Raw genomic sequence first — 19781 nt, 5'->3', positions numbered from 1 at the left:
CAACCTTCGTGGGCCAATCTAGACTCGGGCCGGTGGAGGTCCACATCGACCTGACCGGCAGGCGCGGCCACCGAGACGCGATCTACCGGCAGCTGCGCGCGGCCATCCTGGCCGGCCGGATCCGGCCCGGCGAGGCGCTGCCGCCGACCCGCGAGCTCGCGCAGCGGCTGGCGGTCTCCCGCACGACCGTCAGCGCGGCCTACGACCGGCTCACCGCCGAGGGGTTCCTCACCGGGCGCGTCGGCGCGGGCACGTACGTCACGGCTTCGCCGGCCGAGCGTCCTTCGCCGGTCCTGGACGTTCCGGGCGTGCGGCCGCTTCCGGAGTGGGACGCCGTGCCGTCACCGCCCGCCCCCTTCGCTCCGGCGCCGGAGTTCGACTTCCGGCCGGGTGTCCCGGACCTTTCGCTGTTCCCGTTCGACACCTGGCGGCGGCTGATCACCCAGCGGCTGCGCGCGGGCCAGGCCGACCTGATGACCTACGGCGACCCGCAGGGCCACGCCGCGCTGCGCGCCGAGATCGCCCGGCACGTGGGCGTCTCGCGGGACGTCCGGGCGAGCGCGGCGCAGGTCGTCGTGACCGCCGGCGCCCAGCAGACGACCGACCTCGTCGCGCGGGTGCTGTTGCGGCCCGGCGACCTCGCCGCCGTCGAAGACCCCGGCTACCCGCCGCCGCGGCTGGTCCTCGGCGCCCGCGGCATCCGCGTCGCGCCGGTGCCGGTGGACGCGTCCGGGATCGTCGTGGAGGCCATTCCGGCGGGGACGCGGCTGGTGTACGTGACGCCGTCGCACCAGTACCCGCTCGGCCTGTCGATGTCGCTGGACCGCCGCCTGGAACTGCTGGACTGGGCCGAGCGCACCGACGCGGTGCTGGTCGAGGACGACTACGACAGCGAGTTCCGCTACACCGGCCGGCCCCTGGAACCGTTGCACAGCCTGGATTCCCGGGGCCGCGTCGTGTACGTCGGCTCGTTCTCCAAGGTGCTTTCGCCGGCGCTGCGGCTGGGTTTCCTGATCGCGCCGCCGTCGCTGGTGCCCGCCCTGGTCAAGGCCCGCTACCTCACCGACTGGCACGCGCCGAACGTCGAACAGGCGGCGCTGGCGGCGTTCATGGCCGAGGGCGGCTTCGCCCGGCACGTCCGAAGGATGCGGAAGGTCTACCGCGCGCGGCACGAACTGCTGTCCCGCTCGCTGGCTTCGTTCGCGGATTTCCTGACGCCGTTGCCGTCGTCCGCGGGCCTGCACCTGAGCGCGGTCGCCACTGCGGACTGCGGGCCGCTGGTCCGCGCGGCACGCCGCCGGGGTGTCCGGCTGTACTCGCTGGGGGACTTCGGGGTGGGGGAGCGGCGGCACGGGCTCGTCTTCGGTTACGGTGCGGTCGCGGCCGAGCGGATCGAGCCGGGACTGGCCCGGCTGCGGGCGCTGGCGGACGGGGGAGCGGCATGACCGACGACGTGATGGTGGCGATCGACGCCGGTCTGCGGCAGCACATCGGCGGCGACCGCGCCGGCGCGTACGCGACCTTCGCGCAGCTGTGGGAGTCGATCGGCGAAGACGGCGACCCGCTGCACCGCGTCGCGCTGGCCCACCACATGGCCGACGTCTGCGACGACCCGGCCGAGGAGCTCGAGTGGGACCTGCGGGCCCTGGCCGCGGCCGATTCGCTGACCGACTCGCGGGCCCGGGAGTACCACTCGTCCCTGGCCGTGCGCGGGTTCTACCCGTCGCTGCACCTCAACCTCGGCGAGGACTACCGCAAGCTCGGCGACCTGCCCGCGGCGCGCGAACAGCTGGCACTGGCCCGGGCGCGCCTGGACGCCCTCGCGGACGACGACTACGCGGCCGGCATCCGGCTGGCGCTGGACGGCCTGGCCGAACGGCTCGGCTGAATCGGTTCCCATACCACGAAGACGCCCCGTTTGCCGGACTTTCGCGGGGCGCCGCCGGGCCCTAACCTGTGGTGATCCAGCTCACCGACGGGAAGGATCGCCATGCGGATTGCGGATCTGCTGCGCAAGAAGGGGTCGGCGGTCGCGACGGTCACCCCGGAGACGACGGTGACCACGCTGCTGGCCGGCCTGGCCGAACACAACGTCGGCGCGATGGTGGTGGTCGCCCCGGACGGCTCGATCGCGGGAATAGTCTCGGAACGCGACGTGGTGCGCCGCCTCCACGAGCACGGCCCGGGCCTGCTCGACGGCCCGGTGTCGGAGATCATGACGAAACTGGTGGCGAGCTGCACCCCGGACGACTCGGTGGACCAGCTGTCGGTCCTGATGACCGAGCGCCGCATCCGGCACGTCCCGGTGCTGGAGAACGGGCGCCTCGCGGGGATCGTGTCCATCGGGGACGTCGTGAAGAACCGGATGGAACAGCTGGAGCAGAGCCAGGAACAGCTGCAGGCCTACATTTCGCAGGGTTAGCGCCCGGGCGGGAGCGGCGCCGGCGACGGTGCCGCCACCCGGGCCCCGGTGGACAGAGTGGACACCACCTCCGGCGAAGAAGCGGCGAACCGGTCCCGGTTCAGCCGGCAAAGGCCCGGCAATCGACCAGACCGAGCGAAGCCTTGAGAGCCAGCACGCGCAGCGCGCTCGTGCGAACCTGGGCGGCGAACCGCGGATCCTTCGCCGCCGCCGCGGCGACCTGCTGGTACATCGCCTTTCCGATCCGCGGGTCGGCGGCGATGACGAGGTCGCCGCCGGCGGACAGGAATCGCATCGCCCGGTCCGGCGCCGGCACGCTGCGCACCTGATCCGCGTTGGCCAGGTCGTCGGAGAGCACGACGCCGCCGAACGCGATTTCGGAGCGGAGCAGGCGGCCGACGACCGTCGCCGAGAAAGCCGCGGGCTGCTGCCGGTCGAGCCGGCTGTACACGGCCGTGGAAACCATCACCGAGGCACCGCTCGCGGGCAGGGCCTGCCGGTACACGTCCACCGAAGGGCTGTCGGCCCCGGTGCCGGGGTCCACCACGCCCGGCCGGAAGTCGGTGTTGGCCGAAACCGTCCCCAACCCGGGGAAGTGCTTGTACACCACACCGATCCCGGCGTCCCGCAGACCCGAAGTGATCGACTTCGCGGCGGCCACGACCGTCGGGACGTCACTGCCGAGCTGCCGGTTCAGGGCACCGATCGGCGCGTTGGCCTGCGCGCGGCCGGCCGGCACGACGTCGACGACCGGGCCGAGGTCCAGCGAAACCCCGGCTCGCGCGAGTTCGGTGCCCCAGCGCCGTGCGGCGGCCCGAAGGCCGTCGGCCGGCCAGCCACCCTGGACCGTGGCGGGCGGAATGCGGCTGAAACCGGGGCCGCGCAACGCCTGCACCGAGCCGCCTTCCTGGTCGACCGCCACGAGCGGCCTGATGTGGGCGGGGCTGCCGCCGGACAGGGCGGCGGTCGACCGCGCGATGGCGTCGACCCCGGCCGAACTCCGGCCCGTCAGCAGGAAGCCGCCCGCGCCGGGCGCGGCGGGCTGCGGCACCCCCGCCGGCGTTCCGATCAGGAACAACTGCCAAGCCAGGGTGGGCGGATCGAGCGTTCGCGCGGCCGCCGAAGCGCAGGATTCCGCGTTCCCGCCGGGCAGTTCGTGGTGCCAGGGCGGCCGCTGGGCGGGCGCGGCCGGCGCCGTCGCGGCGGGGGCCCCGGAGCGGGCAGGCGGGTCCTGGCCGTGGTTCGCGGGACGCGCGACCACCAGCGCGGCGACGCCTGCGACGAAGACCAGCACGGCGAACGACCGGGACCGCATCGGATCACTCCTTGCTGCACGGATCAGCGGTTGAGGGTCGCGCCTTCCGGCCCGGCGGTGTGGGACAGCAGCTTGGCGAAACAGTTGTCCGCGTCGATGCCGTGGCCGTCGCACCAGCTGTTGGCGGCCGGGCCGGTGCCCGCGGGCTCGGGCACCACGACGACCCAGAACCCCTTCCGCTTGAACGTGGAGAAGGAGTCGGAGCGCAGCAGCAGAACGCCGGGATAGGTGTTCTTCAGCGTGCGGTAGTGCTCGAGGATCGAGGCGTTGTCGTACACCGTGCCGTTGTCCCGCGTACCGACCGCTTTGGACGACAGCTGGGGAACCCAGCGGCCGGCGAGCGCTTCGACGTCGGCCGCGTCCGATTCGGCTTGTTGCTGGAGCGCGAGGCCCGGATCGGTGCTCGGGGAATCGACCGGGGTGCCGGATACCGGGGTGCCCGGCGCCGACGAGGTGACCTGCTCGGGCGAGGCGGGACTGAGAACACCGCCACCGCCTCCGGGTGGCGTGGTCGTGCCGGTCTTCGCCATCGCGTTCAGCCCGATGACGAGCGCCACGACGACGGCCACGCCGGCCGACACCTTGGCGACAACTCCGGAACGGCTGGCCGGCCGAGTGACGGGCGGGGGCATCGGTAGCCCCGGCGGTGGCGCGAACGGGGCCACCGGCGGCCGGTGCGGAGGCGGCGGGGGTACCCGGGGTTGCTGCGGGAACGCCGGGGGGAGTGGCTGGAACCGAACGGTCGGCGGGGGCGGCCGCTGGCCGTCCGCCGCGCGGTCGAGCGCGGTGAGGGCCACGCTGTCGAACCTGCTGTCGCTCACGAGATAGGCCCCGCGCAGGGCGGTCACCCATTCCGCCGGGGCCGCGCGCCCGGGTTCGTCCAGCGGCGCACCCAGCGTCCGGTCGAACAGGTGCCGCAGGGCCTGCGGGAAGTTCGCCGGGATGTGCGACGGCTTCGGCCACGAGCCGTCGGGTTGCCGGTCCAGGTTGCCCGGAACCAGCAGCAGGCCCCGGTACATCGCGAGCGCGAGGGCGTACCAGTCGCTGAGCTGGTCGTGGGCCGGCAGGATTCCCGCAACCACCCGGGGATCGATCCAATGCGGGGTCTTCATCCCCTTGTCCGCGATGCGATCCGCCGGCTGCAGCCCGTCGGCGTCGATCAGGACCGCGCCGGGCTGGGGCCCGGACCGCCAGACGATGTTCGCGTCCGAGAAATCACCGTGCGCCAGGTTGTTGGCTGCCAGCCAGGCGAAGATCTCCGCCACCCGGATGAGCACCGACACCCGGACCGAGGAGTCGGGCGGATCCGTTCGCGCCAGGATGAGGTAGGACAGCGTTCGCGCCTTGCCCGGCTTGCGGAAGAACTCGTCCGGGATGACCGGCATCACGACGCCGATGACGGCGCCCGATCGGTCGCATTCGACGTCGGTGGGCCAGCACACGGAGGACTCCGGCGTGCCCCCGAGCACGACCGGGCCTCCGGCGAACACCTTCCGGCCGATGCCGACGAGCCGGTGCACCTTCGAGGCGGCCTCGTCGTCGTCGATCGGCTCGAGGTACTTCTTGTAGACCAGGCCGCGGTGGCGGCCGGTGCCGCGGAACAACCGGGCCGCCCCACCCCGGGCGAACTCGTCGTCTTCGAACTCGTAGGAGCCGTTCCGGCAGTCAATCCGCACCGACGGCCCCCTCTCCGGCGTCCGGCAGCCACACCACGACGGCGGTGCGGTCGTCCTGCGACCCTGCGCGCGCGTAGCCGAGGCTCTCCAGCATCCAGCGTTCGGTGCAGGGACGCTGCCAGCGCCGGGCCAGCCACGCCCGTACCCCGGGGGACTCGTAGACGTCGTCGGCGACGCCGTCGGTGCACAGGACCAGCTTGCTGAAGCCGGCCGGATCGAGGCGGCGGATCTCGATGTCCTCGCGGAAACCGGCGGCGGGAAGACTGGCGGAGACCATGTTGATGGGGCCGTCGCCGAGCGGGAACACCTCGGCGAACGGCTCCGGCTCGGCGTCGGTCGCGGTGAAGACCGTCGAATCGCCGATGCGGGCCGCCAGCACCGGGCGGCCGGCGAGGTCGACGGGGAGCACGACGACGGCGAGCGTGCAGGCCAGCGCGCGGGTGTCCGGCACGCCGTAGGCCGGCGCCCAGACCTCCGCCAGTTCGTTCTGCGCCCGGGAGATCGCTTCCAGCAGCAGCGCTTCGTCGTCCGTCACGGCCGATTCCCGCTCGGCGGCGACGAATTCGCGGGCCACCGCGGCAGCCAGGTGACGCGCTCCGAGCTGGGACCGCGACCGCGACCCGAGGCCGTCCGCGACGGCCAGGACCACCGAGCCCCCGTCTTCCGAGAACGCGAGCGCGTAGGAGTCCTGGCGGGTGTGGCCGGCCCAGGCGTGCCCGCGGCCGACGAGACTCCCCGCGCTGACCCAGTACGGCCCGGCCCGCCCCGCGTCGAGGGCGATCCCGGCGCTGGACCAGCCGGCTGCGGACGGAAGCCGGGCGGCGCCGGGCCGCCGTTCGACGGCGCCGATGGTGGGCGCGTCGAACGGCGCGTCCTCGACTTCGAAGGCGTCCTCGACCGCCGGCCGCGTCCCGGGTTCTGCCTGCTGCGCTGCGGGAACGGGTGGTGTGCAGCCGGGACCGGCGACCGGTGCGGGGAGGCAGCCGGGCACCGTGGTGGTACGCGGCTGTGCCCGGTCGGCCCGGTGGCGTCCGCGCGACAGGGCCATCAGACCGCCTGCACCGGCAGGACGGTGAACTTGCTGGTGTCGACGTCGACCTGGAGGCCACCGCCCTGGGGCTCGCCGAACGAGCGCGAGGTCGTCCGGATGCTCGCGGTGAGCGCGGACATGATCTCCTTGACCTGTAGGGAGGGCTTGCCCTGCTTCGCGACGAACGCGAACCGGGTCGCGATGGTGCCGAGCGTGTCCTCGCGGGCATCGGCGAAACCGAACGTGACGATTTCCGGGTTGAACCGCCAGCTCCGGTCCACGAGTTCCTGCAGCGGCCCGTGCCAATCCTCGTCCGCGATGTGCTCGCCGTCGCTCATGAAGAAGACGACCGGCTTGTAGAACCGCGTTCCCTTGCCGAGTCCCCGGATCTCTTCCTCGATCTGCTTCTTGGCGAGCCGGAACGCCGCGGCGAAGTTCGTCCCCGACTCCGGCGACAGGACCGGCATCTGGCTCTGGCTCACGTCGCACAGCGGCAGGACCGAGGTCGCGGTGTCCGAGAACGTGATGATGCCGATCCGGGCGATTTCGCCGACCTGCGGGTCGTCTTCGATCATCTCCCGCAGCTCCGGCAGGGCGCGGTTGACGGCGTCGATCGGTTCGCCTGCCATCGAGTACGAGACGTCGATGACGAGGAAGACCGGGAAAACCGGGTGTCGCTCACTCTGGGCGAATTCGGACATGGTTCACCTGCGATTCTTCGATCGTGGTGGCAGGGAAAAATCGGCGACGACCGGTCCGGTGGCCCTTCTTTCCCGATGGTCGGCGACCTGTGCACCCAGGGTCGCTCAACGGCCGGGGGCTGTTACGGCGTGCGAAGTTTTCGCACTCGCCATGCTGCTTTGCGGAAGCTTTCTTATTCCGATGTGGGAAAGAAGCGGCCTACTCCCGCCAGCCCGACAATTCCACGCCCTTCGCGACATCCACCCGATACGAAAGCGTCACCACGCCGGTCTCCCCGGGCGCCAGCGTCAGCCGCCACGTGAGCTCGCCCAGCTCTGATGTCTCCACCGGCTCCGGTGATGTCTTCACGTCCCGCACCGTGATCGTGTCGTCCCGCGAAACCGGGGCCTGGTCCAGCACCGTCACCACAGCGGCACGCGGCCCGTGGTTCCCGACCGAAATCCGGTACTCGGCCTCGCGCCGCTTCTGGCCGGACAGCGTGGCCTTCGAAGCCGTGCGGCGGACCAGTTCCCGCTCCACGCGGATCCGGTCGTCGACGCCGAGAGCCAGCTCGAGTTCCTCCCCGGGCGCCCACGGCTCCAGCATCGTCGTCCCGACGAACTCCGCGTCGTGGAACACCGAAGCCCGCCCGGGCCGCAGGGCCTGCTCCGAAGTGTTGACGACGGTGGCCCGCAAGTAAGCCTCCTCCGCCAGAACCGGCGCCGTGACATATCCCAGCGAAGCCGTGAGATCCAGCTGCGCCAACGTAGTCCGGTGCCCCTGCGCGCCGGAAGGCACCGCCACCGGCCGCGAAGGCCGGTACGTGACCGCCGTCGTGCCCTGCTCCACCGCGGCCAGCTTCGGCGCCAAAGACGCCGACGAGGCCGCGTAGTCCCTTCGGAGCCCTTCCGGAATTCCGCCGCCTGCTGCGCCGTACGCCATGGCCGGCGCCGCGGGGGCCACCGGCACCGGGCGGACGCGGTCCAGGTACCACGGCTGCAGTTCCGGGACCACCACCGACACCGCGGGCCGGGCCGTCGACAGTGCCAGCTCGCACTCCGGCCAGTCCTCGCCCGTGTACTGGCTCACCAGCCCGTACGACACCACCGTGACGTCGGTCCCGCGCACCCGGACGTCGTAGCCCGGCTCCCAGCTCGCGCCGGGGACCACATAGGACAGTTCCAGCTCGGCTTCCCCGGACGGCTCCGCGATTTCCAGCTCCACGATCACCGACGTGCTGTCCCGGCCGGACTGCGCGCCCTGCGCCTCGATCCGCCGGTCGAGCGCGGCGAGGTCTTCGCGCAGCCGCGCGATCCGCTCGGTCAGCACGCGGCGCGCCTTCAACGCGGCGGCCAGCCGCGCACTCAGCGCGTCGGTGACTTCGGCGACGCGCGAAGGCTCGGCGGTGCCGGCGGCGAGGGCCTTCGCGAAGCTGCCACCGCTGCGCTTCGCGAGCGAAGTCAGCAAATCCACCTTCATCGTCTCGGCCGCTTCGTCGTCCAGGACGCCGTCGAGCGTGGCCTGGTCGGCACGCCGTTGCTCGACGAGCGTCTCCAGGGCCGCGTCGGCCGGGGCCGCGTGCCACTCGGTGCGCACGTCGACGCCGGTGATCAGCGCCGGGCCGGTGCCGGTGACGCGCACCGAAGCCGGGTCCAGCGCCGGCGGCAGCCCGGCGAACGTCAGGCGCGGTCCGCCGTCGAGCGGGGCCTTGCCCCGGCGGGTGATCCGAGCCTGCTGCGGGTAGACGGTGACGGCGGTGATCGGCGCTTCCACGGTCGGCATGCCTCCGACGTTAGTCTCTTGACACCTCCGCGGGCGGACCGGAAGTGTCTTCAGGCGTCCGCTTCGCCCGGCTTGGGGGTTTGAGTGAAAGCCGCAGTCCTGCTCGCCGCCGTCCTCGCGCTGCCGCTGACCGCGGGCATCGCCGAAGCCGCGCCACCGGCCCCGGTGTTCACCGGCGGCCAGGCGCAACCGGTGTTCGACCCGGCCGACGTCATCCGCGAAGACGTCTGGGTCACCGCGCCCGTCGACAGCGACCACGACGGCGCCGACGACCTCGTGCACGCCCAGGTCGTGCGCCCGCGCGCGACCCAGCAGGGCTTGAAGGTGCCCGTCGTCTACCAGGCCAGCCCGTACTACGCCGGCGGCAACGACGTCGCCAACCACGACGTCGACGTCGAGCTGTACGCGCCGGGGTACGCCCGCGGCCCGGAAGGCCCGCGCGTCGCCGCGCACGGCGTCGGCCCGGCCACCCCGATCACCTGGCGCTACCAGGACTACTTCACCGCGCGCGGGTTTGCGGTCGTCTACGGCGAATCGCTCGGCACCGGGCTTTCGACCGGCTGCCCGACCACCGGTGACGTCAACGAGACGATCGGGGCCCGCTCGGTCGTCGACTGGCTCAACGGCCGCACCTCCGCGCGGGACGCGAACGGCGTTGCGGCGAAGGCGGACTGGACGACGGGCAAGACCGGCATGATGGGCGTGTCGTACAACGGCACGCTGCCCAACGCCGTCGCGAGCACGGGTGTCGCGGGGCTCGAAACGATCGTGCCGATCGCGGCCATCTCCAGCTGGTACCAGTACTACCGCAACGACGGCGCGGTGGTCGCGGCCGGCGGGTTCCAGGGCGAGGACGCCGACGTGCTCGCCGAGTACGTCTACACCCGCGCCGACCGGCAGGTCTGCCGCCCGGTGATCGACGGCCTGACCCGCGACCAGGACCGGGTCACCGGCGACTACACGCCGTTCTGGGACGTCCGGAACTACCGCAACGACGTCGGCAAGGTGCACGCGTCGGTGCTCGCGGTGCACGGCCTCAACGACTGGAACGTCAAGACCGACCAGGTCGCCGAGTGGTACGAGGCGCTGAAGGCCCGCGGCGTCGAGCACAAGATCTGGCTGCACCAGTCCGGCCACGCCGACCCGTACTCGCTGCGGCGCGACGTCTGGCTCGCGACGCTGAACAAGTGGCTGTCGCACTACCTCTACGGCCTCGACAACGGCATCCAGAACGAGCCGAAGGCGACGATCCAGCGCGAGGACCTGTCCTGGACCGACGAGGCCGACTGGCCCGCCCCGGGCACCGCCGACGTCCGCGTGTACCCGTGGCCGGGCGGTCGCTCGAAGGGCACGATCGACACCCGCAACCCGGTGCCGGGCACCGCGGCCGTCGAAACCCTCGCCGACGACTCCTCGAAGACGATCGAGCAGCTGGCCGGCCTCGCCTCCTCCGGCAATCGCCTGCTGTACGCGACTTCGGCGGCGAAGCAGGCTGTCCGTCTCTCGGGCACCGCGAAAGCCGACCTGGCGCTGGCGTTCGACCGGCCCGCGGCGAACGTCTCGGCGATCCTGCTCGACCGCGCCCCCGACGGCACGTCCCACGTGATCAGCCGCGGCTGGACCGACCCGCAGAACCGCACGTCCCCGGCCCGCACCGAGCCGATCACGCCCGGGCAGACCTACCGGATCGGGGTCGAGCTGATGCCGAAGGACTACATCCTGCAGGCCGGCCACCGGCTGGAGTTCCTGCTGGCCTCCAGCGACCACGACTACACGCTGCGCCCCAAGCCGGGCGCGGGGCTGGCGCTCGACCTGACGAGGACGGCGGTGACCCTCCCGGTCACCGGCGGCAAGCCCGCGCTGCGAGCCGCGTTCGGCTGATGCTGCCGGAGCACCTGCACGCCGACGTCCGGACGCTGTGGGAGTACCACGACCTGCGGCACGAGCCGCGGCGCTCGGACGTCGGGATCGGCCTCGGCAGCCGGGACCCCGGCGTGGCCGTCCACACGGCGGAGCTGTTCCACGCCGGGCGGTTCCCGCTGGTCGTCTTCACCGGGGCCAACGCGCCCACGACGGTGGACCGCTTCCCGCGCGGCGAAGCGGTCCACTACCGCGAGATCGCGCTGGAGCTGGGCGTGCCCGACGACGTCATCCTGGTCGAACCGCAGGCCCGCAACACCGGCGAGAACATCGCGTTCACCCGGCGGCTGCTGGCCGGGCGCGAAATCCGGTCGGTGACGCTGGTGACGCGGCCGTACGCGCAACGCCGGGCCTACGCGACGGCCAAGCGGCTCTGGCCGGATGTCGACGTCGTGTGCGCGTCGAAGGCGGTCTCGTTCGAGGACCACCTCACCGGTGAAGAGGACGTCGAGCGCGTGATCGGCATGCTCGTCGGGGAGACGCAGCGGATCACCGAGTACGCCGAGCAGGGCTTCGCGATCCCGCAGGACGTCCCCGCCGAGGTCGAGCGGGCGTCCGGCCGGCTGGCCGACGCGGGGTTCACCCAGCGCCTGATCCGCGCCGACGATCACTCGAGGTAACGGTTTTCGCAGGGCACGTCAGCCGGCGATGCCCGCCCGGTAGGCGAAGGCGACGGCCTGCGCGCGATCGCGCAGGCCGGCCTTGGCGAACAGGTGGTTCACGTGGGTCTTCACGGTCGCCTCGGTCACCACCAGGGTCCGGGCGATCTCGGTGTTCGACAGGCCCGCCGCGATCAGCCGCAGCACCTCGATTTCGCGCGTGGTCAGGCCTTCGACCTCCTTGACGCGCGGCGGGGTGGTGCGGGCGGCGGCCTCGACCAGCCGCCGCTGCAGCTCGCCGTCCACAGTGGACTGGCCGGCGGCGGCCGAGCGCAGCGCCCGTGCGATGGCCTCGGCGTCGGCGTCCTTGGTCAGGAACCCGCGGGCACCGGCGCGAAGCGCGGCCAGCAGCGCTTCGTCGTCGGCGTAGGTGGTCAGGACGACGACCTCGGTGCCGGGGTGCTCCGCGCGGATCCGCTCGGTGGTCTCGACGCCGTCGCAGCGCGGCATCCGCAGGTCCACCAGCACGACGTCGGGCCGGTGTTCGGCGACGAGGCCCAGCGCGGCGAGCCCGTCGGCCGCGGCGCCGACCACCTCGATGCCCGGCAGCAGCCCGAGCAGCGTGACCAGGCCTTCCCGGACGACCGCCTGGTCGTCGGCCAGCACGACCCGCAGCGTCACGCCGGCACCGTCAGGTGAATCCGCCATCCGTCCTCCCCCGGCCCGCTCTCCAGGCGTCCGTCGAGCAGCGCGACCCGTTCGCCCATCCCGCGCAAACCGTAGCCTGCCGCGGGTGCGTCCGGCGGGCGCCTGCCCTGCCGGTCGGCCACGGTCAGGTGCACCGCGGCCTCGGCGTAGTCCAGCGTGACGTCGACATCGGCCTGCGCGGCGTGCTTGCGGGTGTTGACCAGGGCCTCCTGCACCGCGCGGACGAGCGCGGTGCCGACCGCCGGGTCGAGCTCGCGCGGCTCGCCGCCGACCGTCAGGTCCGCCCGGGCGCCGCTGTCGAGCCGGTAGGCGGCGAGCAGGTCGGCGATCGCGCGTTCCACCGGAACGGCGTCCTCGCGCAGCGCGGCGACCGCCTTCCGCGCCTCGGCCAACCCGTCCGACGCCAGTTTCTGGGCGCGTTCGATCTGGGCGACGGCCTCGGGGCTCGCGCCGTCGCGCACCAGCATCAGCCGGGCGCCCTGCAGGTTCAGCGACAGCCCGGCCAGGGAATGCGCGAGGACGTCGTGCAGCTCGCGGGCGATGCGGGCGCGTTCGGCGAGGGCCGCCGCGCGGGCGTGCTCCTCGTTGGCGGTCTGCGCGCGGGCCAGCGCCAGCTCGGTCTGCTCCACGCGGGCCAGCCGGGCGCGCCGGTTCAGCCCGATCAGCACGATCACGACGACGGCCGCGTACGTGGGCACCGCGCCCTGCCAGGTGCCGTGCAGGACGGCCCAGCAGGTGATCGCGGCCAGGTCGATCGCGACGGCCAGCACGATCGGGCCGGTCCGCTGCTTGAGGACGACGAAGAAGGTGGTGCCGAACATCGTCACCGACGCCCAGCTGTTCGGCACGATCGCCAGCATCGTCGCCGCGGCCGCGATCACCGCGACCGCCACGGCCGGTGCCCACCGGTGCGCGGCGGCGTCGTGGAACCACAGCATGGGGACCGAAAGGACCAGGGTGAGCCCGATCAGGACCCAGGCGAGGGTGTTCGCGCGGGGCATCGCGGCGAACATCGGCCCGGCGACGAGCGCCCAGCGCAGCCAGTCCTGCGCCTGGGGCCGTCGCGTGGTCATTCCGGGTCCTCCGCGGGGTGCTTGTACGGAAAATGTACCGGCGCGGGCTTCGCTGGGTGGCGTCAAGATGTCCCGTTTGTCAGGAGGTTCCCCCATGTCCAGGTTGCGACGGCTCGCCCTGCTCGCCGCCGCCGCGGCGCTGCCCGCGCTCGGCCTCACCCTCGCCGGCCAGGCGACCGCCTCGGCCGCGCCCAACTTCCAGGTGCCGTTCAAGTGCGGGGTCACGGTGACCGCGGCGACGTTCAGCGGCCACAGCCCGGCGTACTCGGTCGACTTCCAGAAGGACGGCATCACCGGCATGCCGGTGCTCGCGGCGGCGTCCGGCACGGTGACCCGGGTGGCCGACGAGGGCAGCACGAGCTACGGCAAGTGGATCGAGCTGGACCACGGCGGCGGCTGGCGCACCCGGTACGCGCACCTGTCGGCCCAGGAGGTCTCGGTCGGGCAGTCGGTCGCCCTCGGCAAGGAGATCGGCAAGGCCGGCGCGACCGGCGGCGTCAGCGGGCCGCACCTGCACTTCGAAGAGCGCCTGGACGGCGTGGTGCAGAAGGCCAAGCTGAACGGCGTCGCGGTCCCGTACTACGGCCACACGAACTTCACGAGCAAGAACAACTGCGGCGGCAACCCGTACTCGGCGGAGGAGGTGTGCGGCGACGGCTTCTCGGTCGTCGACCAGCAGGCACTGGCGAACTCCTCGGGCACGGCTTACCTGCTGTACAACGCATCCACCAAGGCGAACTGCGTGACCACGCTGAAGGCGACGTCCCTCGGCACGGCCAGCGCGGTTTCGGCGTTCCTCGAGGTCCAGGGTTCGACGCGGGTGACCGACTCGGGCAGCTTCACCTACTACGCCGGACCGGTGAAGAAGACCGCCGACTCGACCTGCGTGAAGTGGGGCGGTTCGGTGGGCAGCAACACCTACGAGAGCGGGTTCGAGCACTGCGGCTGAGCCGGTGGCAGCCGGGCTTCGCGCGCCGCTACCCGGAGTCCGGCAGGGCGGTCGGTGTCCTTCGGAGCCTCGCTCGGGCGGGCTCCGCTACCCGGCTCTGCAAGGCGATCGGCGTCATTCGGTGCTTCGCTAGGGCCAGGGTGCCGCGACCCGCAGTTCCGCAAGGCAATGGGTGCTGTTCGGGGCTTCGCCTGGGTGGGGGTGCCGCGACCCGGGTCCCGCAAGGCGATCGGTGTCCTCCGGCCCTCGCCCCGAGCGGGGTCCGCCGCTCCCCGGACCCCCGCAAGACGAGTCCCCGGCCGGTGGGGCCGGGCAGCATAGCCCGCCCCACCGACAGGAACGCCCCGCCCGGTCCCCGCCGGGCGGGTTCTGTCCACATCGGCCCCGCCCATCCACAGATTTGCCGCCACCGCCCCATCCGGCCCCGTCCTGCCGCACCGTGGAGGCATGACCACTGCCACCCCGGCCGGCCACCCGCCGGCCGACCTCCGGAATCCCGCGCAGCTGCTGGCCGCGCTCCCGTACGTGATCGGCTTCCGGCCCGCGCGGTCCGTCGTCCTGATCGGCCACCAGGGCCCGGCGGGCCAGGAGCCGGGCCTGATCCTGCGCGGCGACCTCCCCCGCCGCGAACACCGGGCGTACCAAGCCCAGGCCCTCGCGGCACGGTTCGCCACGGGCCTGCACACCGGCGTGACCCTGGCGATCGTGGGTGGCCGGCGAAGACCCGGCAGCGCGCCACCGCACGCGGGCTTCGTCGACGTCCTGACGAAAGAGCTGGCCGTCCTCGGCGTCCCGGTGAGGCACGCCCTGTGGGCGGCGAAAATCCAGGAGGGCGCGCGCTGGCGGTGTTACGCGAGAACGGACTGCGGCGGCGAGCTGCCGGACCCCCGCACCACGGTCGCGGCGGCCGCCGCCACCGAGCGCGGCACGGTGGCGTTCGACAGCCGCGACGAGCTCGAGGCCCTGCTGTCCCCGCGCTCCCCGGAAGCGCTGGCCCGCAGGTCGGCGGTGTTGTCGCGATTGCCGTGCCCGCCTTGCCCGGACCTGAACGAGGCGGCCTCGGCGATCCGCGCGGAGTTCGAGCGCCACCGCCGCGGCGAAGGGCCGCCGACGGACGAGGAGGCGGTGACGGCGGCCGGTGCCCTCACCCTCCCGGAGATCCGCGACGTGTGCCTGGCCATGGCGGTACCCCCGGAGACGTCGGCCGCGCGCGAGGCCGAGCGCGTGTGGCTGACGCTGGTCCGGGAGCTCCCCGCACCGGAACGAGCGGAACCGGCGGTACTGCTGGGCTTCACGGCGTACATGCGCGGCGACGGCGCATTCGCCGGGATGGCCCTGGAGAACGCTCTGGCGGCGAACCCGGACCACGTGCTGGCGAGATTGCTGAAGACGGTCCTGGACCGGGGAACCCCACCCCAGGTGATCCGCGGCCTGGCCGCGGCGGCCGACCCGGTGGCCACCCTGGGCCTGGAACCGGCGGATTTCGACACGGGGCAAGCGTTATGAGCGGCTTGACGCTGCCCGGAGGACCGGGATCAGGCGGGGCCGAGGAGGTCTGTCCACTTTGGACCGGCGGCTCCGGGGCGGAACCACCGGTCCGGGTGAACCGGCGGGCTCGGCCGCGGCCCGCCGGTCGTGCGGTCAGCCTCGCCGCGACTGGGTGAATTCCCATGCGTCGCGCACGATCCCCGCCAGGTCGGTCCGCTCCGGCTTCCAGCCGAGCTCCTCCCGGGCCCGGTCACTGGCCGCCACGAGCACCGACGGGTCGCCCGCGCGGCGCGGGGCCACCGCGGCCGGCACCGCGTGCCCGGTCACCTCGCGGCACGCCTCGATCACCTCGAGAACGGAGAACCCCGTGCCATTGCCCAGGTTGTAGATCCGGTGCTCACCCGCCGTGGCGTGCTTCAGCGCCAGCAGGTGCGCGTCCGCGAGGTCCACGACGTGGATGTAGTCGCGGACCGCCGTGTGGTCCGGCGTCGGGTAGTCGTCGCCGAAGATCTGGATGCGCTCGCGGTCGCCCGTGGCGACCTGGAGAACGAGAGGAATGAGATGGGTTTCCGTGGTGTGGCGCTCCCCGAAGGTGCCGTACGCGCCCGCGACGTTGAAGTAGCGCAGGCTGACCGCGGCCAGGCCGTGCGCGCCGGCGAAACTGGTGATCGCGTGGTCGATGGCCAGCTTGGTGGCGCCGTAGGTGTTGGTCGGCCGCGTCGGCGCCGTCTCCGGGATCGGCGACTGCTCCGGCTCGCCGTAGGTCGCCGCGGTCGAGGAGAACACCAGGCGGGGCGTGCCGTGCTCGCGCATGGCCTCGAGCAGCCGCAGCGACGTGACGACGTTGCCTTCCCAGTACTTCGCCGGATCCGTCATCGACTCGCCGACCAGCGACTTGGCCGCGAAGTGCAGCACGCCGTCGAAACCCTCGCCCAGCAGGCTGCCCGCCACCTCGGCGGCGTCACCTTCGATGAACCGCGCGTCCGGGTGGACGGCGTCGGCGTGCCCGGTGGACAGGTCGTCGACGACGGTGACCCGGTGCCCGGCCTCGACCAGCCGGGCGGCGCAGACGCTGCCGACATACCCGGCCCCGCCCGTCACGACCAGCTTCAGGGCGTTGCTCTGCTCCGACACGTCCAGGCCTTCCTGTCGAGGGTGACTGTGCTCCCCAGTCTTCCCCCTGGCCGACGCGCGGGTCCGGCCGGGGGTTGCCCCGGCCGGACCCGCGTGGCCTCAGACCTCGTCGCGGCCGGCGCCGCGGGAGGGCACCGCCGTGAACATCCGCGGCCGCCGGTAGCCGGCCTTCTCGTACGCCGCGTCGACGGCCGCCTTGACCCCGTCCAGGTCGGCGTCGCGGACCAGCGCGATCGCCGAGCCGCCGAAGCCGCCGCCGGTCATCCGCGAACCGAGCGCACCGGCCTCCCGCGCCGCGTCGACCGCGAGGTCCAGCTCGGCCGTGGAGATCCGGTAGTCGTCGCGCATGCTGACGTGCGAGGCGTCCAGGTACGGCCCGATCTCGGCCAGCCGCCCGGCGCGCAGGAGCTCGACCGTCTCGACCACCCGCTGGTTCTCGGTGACCACGTGCCGCACGAGCGGCGCCAGCTCGGCCGGCAGCCGGCCGAGGGCGTCGTCGAGGCCCTCGACGGTGACGTCGCGCAGCGCCTTCACCCCGAGCAGCTCGGCTGCCCGTTCGGTGCCGCGGCGGCGCTCGCCGTAGCCGCCTTCGGCGTGCGAATGCTTCGTGCGGGTGTCCATGATCAGCACCTGCAGCCCGGCCTCGGCCAGGCCGAACGGCACCTGCTCCTGCTCGCCCGAGCGCACGTCGAGGAACAGGACGTGGGACTCGGTGCAGCAGAGAGACGCCGTCTGGTCGAGCAGGCCGGTCGGGGCGCCGACGAAGTCGTTCTCCGACCGCTGCACCCACCGCGCCACCTGGGGCCGCGTCGGGACGCGGTCGCCGGTGCCGTCCAGTTCCAGGCCGGCCAGCCCGAGCAGGGCCAGCGACACCGCGCATTCGAGCGCGTGGGAGGAGGACAGACCCGCTCCCGACGGCACGTCCCCGGCGACGACCAGGTCGGCCCCGGCCGTGAAGCCCTGGTCGCGCAGCACCCAGGCGACGCCGGCCGGGTACGCGGCCCACCCGTCGACGGTGCCCGGCGCCAGGTCGGCGATCTTGAGCTCGCCGGTGCGCTGGATCTGGCCGTCGTCGCCCAGGGTGGCCACGGTCAGGATGCCGTCCTCGCGGGGCGACGCCGCCGCGGCCAGCCGGTGCGGCAGGGCGAACGGCAGCACGAAGCCGTCGTTGTAGTCGGTGTGCTCGCCGATCAGGTTGACCCGGCCGGGTGCCGACCAGACGCCGGCCGGCGCGGTGCCGTGGACCGTGCGGAACGCCGCCACGGCGTCCGAAGCGGGGCTCATCGGGCCTGCGCCAGGACGGCGTGCAGCGCGGAGCTGGCGACCTGGGCGGTGGTGTCGCCCCCGGTGACCTCGATGGTGCCGCCGGTGGCCTTGCCGACGGTGACGGTGCCGCCCGGCACGATGCCGACCGACTTGAGCTCGGTCATCAGCGACTCGTCCAGCTGGACGTGTTCGGCGATGCGCCGGATCTCGACGCGGCCGCCGCCGGTGCGGGCGAACTCGTCGAGCCGGACCAGGTCGGCTTCCGCGGGCGGCGCGGGATCGCCGTCGCCCAGCTTGTCCAGGCCCGGGATCGGGTTGCCGTAGGGGGAGGTGGTCGGGTGGTCGAGCAGCTTGACCAGCTTGCGCTCGACGGCCTCGCTCATCACGTGCTCCCACCGGCACGCCTCGTTGTGCACGTGCTCCCACTCGAGCCCGATCACGTCGACGAGGAGGCGCTCGGCGAGGCGGTGCTTGCGCATCACCGCGATGGCGAGTTCGCGGCCGTGGTCGGTCAGCTGGAGGTGCCGGTCGTCGGCGACCACGACCAGCCCGTCCCGCTCCATCCGGGCGACGGTCTGGCTCACGGTCGGGCCGCTCTGCTGCAGGCGCTCGGCGATCCGGGCGCGCAGCGGAACGACACCCTCTTCTTCGAGCTCGTAGATGGTACGCAAGTACATCTCGGTGGTGTCGATGAGATCGTTCACGCTGTCCCCTTCGTCCGCGTTGCTCATCGTAGTCGTTGACCCCGGGAGCGGCGGCGGCCCTCGGACCTAACAACTCGCCGGTGGGGGATATGTCCGCACCCCGGCGCGGCCGGGTGGCCGGCCGCTGGAAGATGGGAGGCATGCGTCCGCTGATCAGCACCACCGACCTCGCCGCCGCGCTGGCCGGCCCGGCCGGGGACCGGCCCGTGGTCCTCGACGTCCGCTGGCGGCTCGCCGGTCCGCCCGGCGCCGACTCCTACCGCGAGGGCCACGTGCCCGGCGCGGTGTTCGCCGACCTCGACCGCATGCTCGCGGCCGAGCCGGGCGACGGCGGCCGGCACCCGCTGCCGGACCCGGCGGACCTGGAGCGCGACCTGCGTGCGGCCGGCGTCCGCACGGGTGTGCCGGTGGTGGCCTACGACGACGCGGACGGGTCGGTGGCGGCCCGGGCGTGGTGGCTCCTGCGCTGGGCGGGCCACGCCGAGGTCGCGGTCCTCGACGGCGGTTACGCGGCGTGGACGGCCGAGGGCCGTCCGGTGAGCACCGAGCAGCCGGACCCGGAGCCGGGCGACCTGACGGTCCGTCCGGGCGCGATGCCGGTCCTCGACGCGGACGAGGCCGCCGCCCTGGCCCGCGACGGCCTGCTGCTCGACGCCCGCGCAGCCCAGCGCTACACGGGCGAGACGGAACCGGTGGACCCCCGCCCGGGCCACATCCCGGGCGCGGTGAACGCCCCGTTCGCCGGCCACAACCGCGAGGACGGCCACTGGCGCACGCCGGAGCAGCTGGCGGCCCGCTTCGAGGAGCTGGGGCTGCGGCCGGGCGAGCCGGTGGGGGCGTACTGCGGGTCCGGGGTGACGGCCAGCTCGGTGGTCCTGGCGTTGGAGCTGGCCGGCCACCCGGGCGCGGGCCTGTACGCGGGCTCGTGGTCGCACTGGTCCCGAGACCCCGGACGCCCCGCGGCCACGGGCACCCTCCCCGGCTGAGGGACGGCGGCCCCACCGGGCGGGTCGGGTGGCCTGAGGCGAGGAGCC

Annotated in this window: 18 protein-coding genes; 8 read left to right on the top strand and 10 right to left on the bottom strand. The window is 73.2% G+C overall.

What is annotated here, in order from left to right; genetic code table 11:
- The first annotated feature begins 32 nt into the window (after window positions 1-32).
- The 3 genes from AB0J55_RS24125 (at window position 33) to AB0J55_RS24115 (ending at window position 2422) form a co-directional block, all read left to right on the top strand.
- Window positions 33-1445 carry a PLP-dependent aminotransferase family protein gene (locus AB0J55_RS24125; protein WP_364252424.1) on the top strand — a complete coding sequence of 471 codons (1413 nt, stop codon included), beginning with the start codon at window positions 33-35 and terminating at the stop codon, window positions 1443-1445.
- Entirely contained in the window at window positions 1442-1888 is a 447-nt protein-coding gene (locus AB0J55_RS24120) for a hypothetical protein (RefSeq protein WP_364252421.1), read from the top strand. Before AB0J55_RS24125 ends, AB0J55_RS24120 begins: the two co-directional genes overlap by 4 nt.
- 102 nt (window positions 1889-1990) lie before the next feature.
- Window positions 1991-2422 carry a CBS domain-containing protein gene (locus tag AB0J55_RS24115; protein WP_364252418.1) on the top strand — a complete coding sequence of 144 codons (432 nt, stop codon included), beginning with the start codon at window positions 1991-1993 and terminating at the stop codon, window positions 2420-2422.
- Window positions 2423-2522: 100 nt separating this feature from the next.
- On the opposite strand, the gene AB0J55_RS24110 is transcribed toward AB0J55_RS24115, so the two are convergent.
- The 5 genes from AB0J55_RS24110 to AB0J55_RS24090 form a co-directional block, all read right to left on the bottom strand.
- On the bottom strand, window positions 2523-3737 hold the full coding sequence (locus AB0J55_RS24110; RefSeq protein ID WP_364252416.1) for a glycoside hydrolase family 3 N-terminal domain-containing protein: 1215 nt from the start codon (window positions 3735-3737) through the stop codon (window positions 2523-2525).
- Window positions 3738-3760: 23 nt separating this feature from the next.
- Entirely contained in the window at window positions 3761-5413 is a 1653-nt protein-coding gene (locus AB0J55_RS24105) for a hypothetical protein (protein WP_364252413.1), read from the bottom strand.
- Window positions 5403-6461, bottom strand: a complete 1059-nt coding sequence (locus tag AB0J55_RS24100) for a protein phosphatase 2C domain-containing protein (RefSeq protein WP_364252410.1) — start codon at window positions 6459-6461, stop codon at window positions 5403-5405. Before AB0J55_RS24100 ends, AB0J55_RS24105 begins: the two co-directional genes overlap by 11 nt.
- Window positions 6461-7144: a VWA domain-containing protein gene (locus AB0J55_RS24095; protein WP_364252407.1), complete on the bottom strand. Its 684-nt coding sequence runs from the start codon at window positions 7142-7144 to the stop codon at window positions 6461-6463. Before AB0J55_RS24095 ends, AB0J55_RS24100 begins: the two co-directional genes overlap by 1 nt.
- A gap of 199 nt (window positions 7145-7343) precedes the next feature.
- The gene (locus AB0J55_RS24090; RefSeq protein WP_364252404.1) at window positions 7344-8906 is read right to left on the bottom strand and encodes a DUF4139 domain-containing protein; all 1563 of its coding nucleotides are present in this window, start codon (window positions 8904-8906) and stop codon (window positions 7344-7346) included.
- Between the two features lie 84 nt (window positions 8907-8990).
- Between AB0J55_RS24090 and AB0J55_RS24085 the strand changes: the two genes are divergently transcribed.
- Together AB0J55_RS24085 and AB0J55_RS24080 are read left to right on the top strand one after the other, a co-directional pair.
- Window positions 8991-10787 carry a Xaa-Pro dipeptidyl-peptidase gene (locus AB0J55_RS24085; protein ID WP_364252401.1) on the top strand — a complete coding sequence of 599 codons (1797 nt, stop codon included), beginning with the start codon at window positions 8991-8993 and terminating at the stop codon, window positions 10785-10787.
- Window positions 10787-11446 carry a YdcF family protein gene (locus tag AB0J55_RS24080; protein ID WP_364252398.1) on the top strand — a complete coding sequence of 220 codons (660 nt, stop codon included), beginning with the start codon at window positions 10787-10789 and terminating at the stop codon, window positions 11444-11446. Before AB0J55_RS24085 ends, AB0J55_RS24080 begins: the two co-directional genes overlap by 1 nt.
- Window positions 11447-11464: 18 nt before the next feature.
- On the opposite strand, the gene AB0J55_RS24075 is transcribed toward AB0J55_RS24080, so the two are convergent.
- Window positions 11465-12106, bottom strand: a complete 642-nt coding sequence (locus AB0J55_RS24075) for a response regulator transcription factor (protein ID WP_364253077.1) — start codon at window positions 12104-12106, stop codon at window positions 11465-11467.
- Complete coding sequence (locus AB0J55_RS24070; protein ID WP_364252395.1) at window positions 12103-13206, bottom strand: histidine kinase; 1104 nt, start codon at window positions 13204-13206, stop codon at window positions 12103-12105. The genes AB0J55_RS24075 and AB0J55_RS24070 overlap by 4 nt, the downstream gene beginning before the upstream one ends.
- A 94-nt stretch (window positions 13207-13300) precedes the next feature.
- On the opposite strand from AB0J55_RS24070, the gene AB0J55_RS24065 reads away from it, so the two are divergent.
- A complete protein-coding gene (locus tag AB0J55_RS24065; protein ID WP_364252392.1) occupies window positions 13301-14155 on the top strand; it encodes a M23 family metallopeptidase in 855 nt (284 codons plus the stop codon).
- Between the two features lie 447 nt (window positions 14156-14602).
- The gene (locus tag AB0J55_RS24060; protein WP_364252390.1) at window positions 14603-15661 is read left to right on the top strand and encodes a DUF4192 domain-containing protein; all 1059 of its coding nucleotides are present in this window, start codon (window positions 14603-14605) and stop codon (window positions 15659-15661) included.
- 135 nt (window positions 15662-15796) lie between these two features.
- Here the strand turns inward: AB0J55_RS24060 and galE are convergent, their stop codons facing one another.
- The 3 genes from galE to AB0J55_RS24045 all read right to left on the bottom strand — a co-directional run bounded on the left by galE (window position 15797) and on the right by AB0J55_RS24045 (window position 18774).
- Window positions 15797-16777 carry a UDP-glucose 4-epimerase GalE gene (galE, locus tag AB0J55_RS24055; protein ID WP_364252387.1) on the bottom strand — a complete coding sequence of 327 codons (981 nt, stop codon included), beginning with the start codon at window positions 16775-16777 and terminating at the stop codon, window positions 15797-15799.
- 99 nt (window positions 16778-16876) lie between these two features.
- Window positions 16877-18061, bottom strand: a complete 1185-nt coding sequence (gene galK / locus AB0J55_RS24050; RefSeq protein ID WP_364252384.1) for a galactokinase — start codon at window positions 18059-18061, stop codon at window positions 16877-16879.
- The gene (locus AB0J55_RS24045; protein WP_013224289.1) at window positions 18058-18774 is read right to left on the bottom strand and encodes a metal-dependent transcriptional regulator; all 717 of its coding nucleotides are present in this window, start codon (window positions 18772-18774) and stop codon (window positions 18058-18060) included. Before AB0J55_RS24045 ends, galK begins: the two co-directional genes overlap by 4 nt.
- A gap of 113 nt (window positions 18775-18887) precedes the next feature.
- Between AB0J55_RS24045 and AB0J55_RS24040 the strand changes: the two genes are divergently transcribed.
- A complete protein-coding gene (locus AB0J55_RS24040) occupies window positions 18888-19733 on the top strand; it encodes a sulfurtransferase (protein ID WP_364252381.1) in 846 nt (281 codons plus the stop codon).
- Window positions 19734-19781: the final 48 nt, after the last annotated feature.

This window comes from Amycolatopsis sp. NPDC049688 (assembly GCF_040674975.1).
Classification (GTDB): Bacteria; Actinomycetota; Actinomycetes; order Mycobacteriales; family Pseudonocardiaceae; genus Amycolatopsis.
Note: the sequence above shows the minus strand (reverse complement) of the source record. Positions and strands in the feature narration are given on the sequence as shown.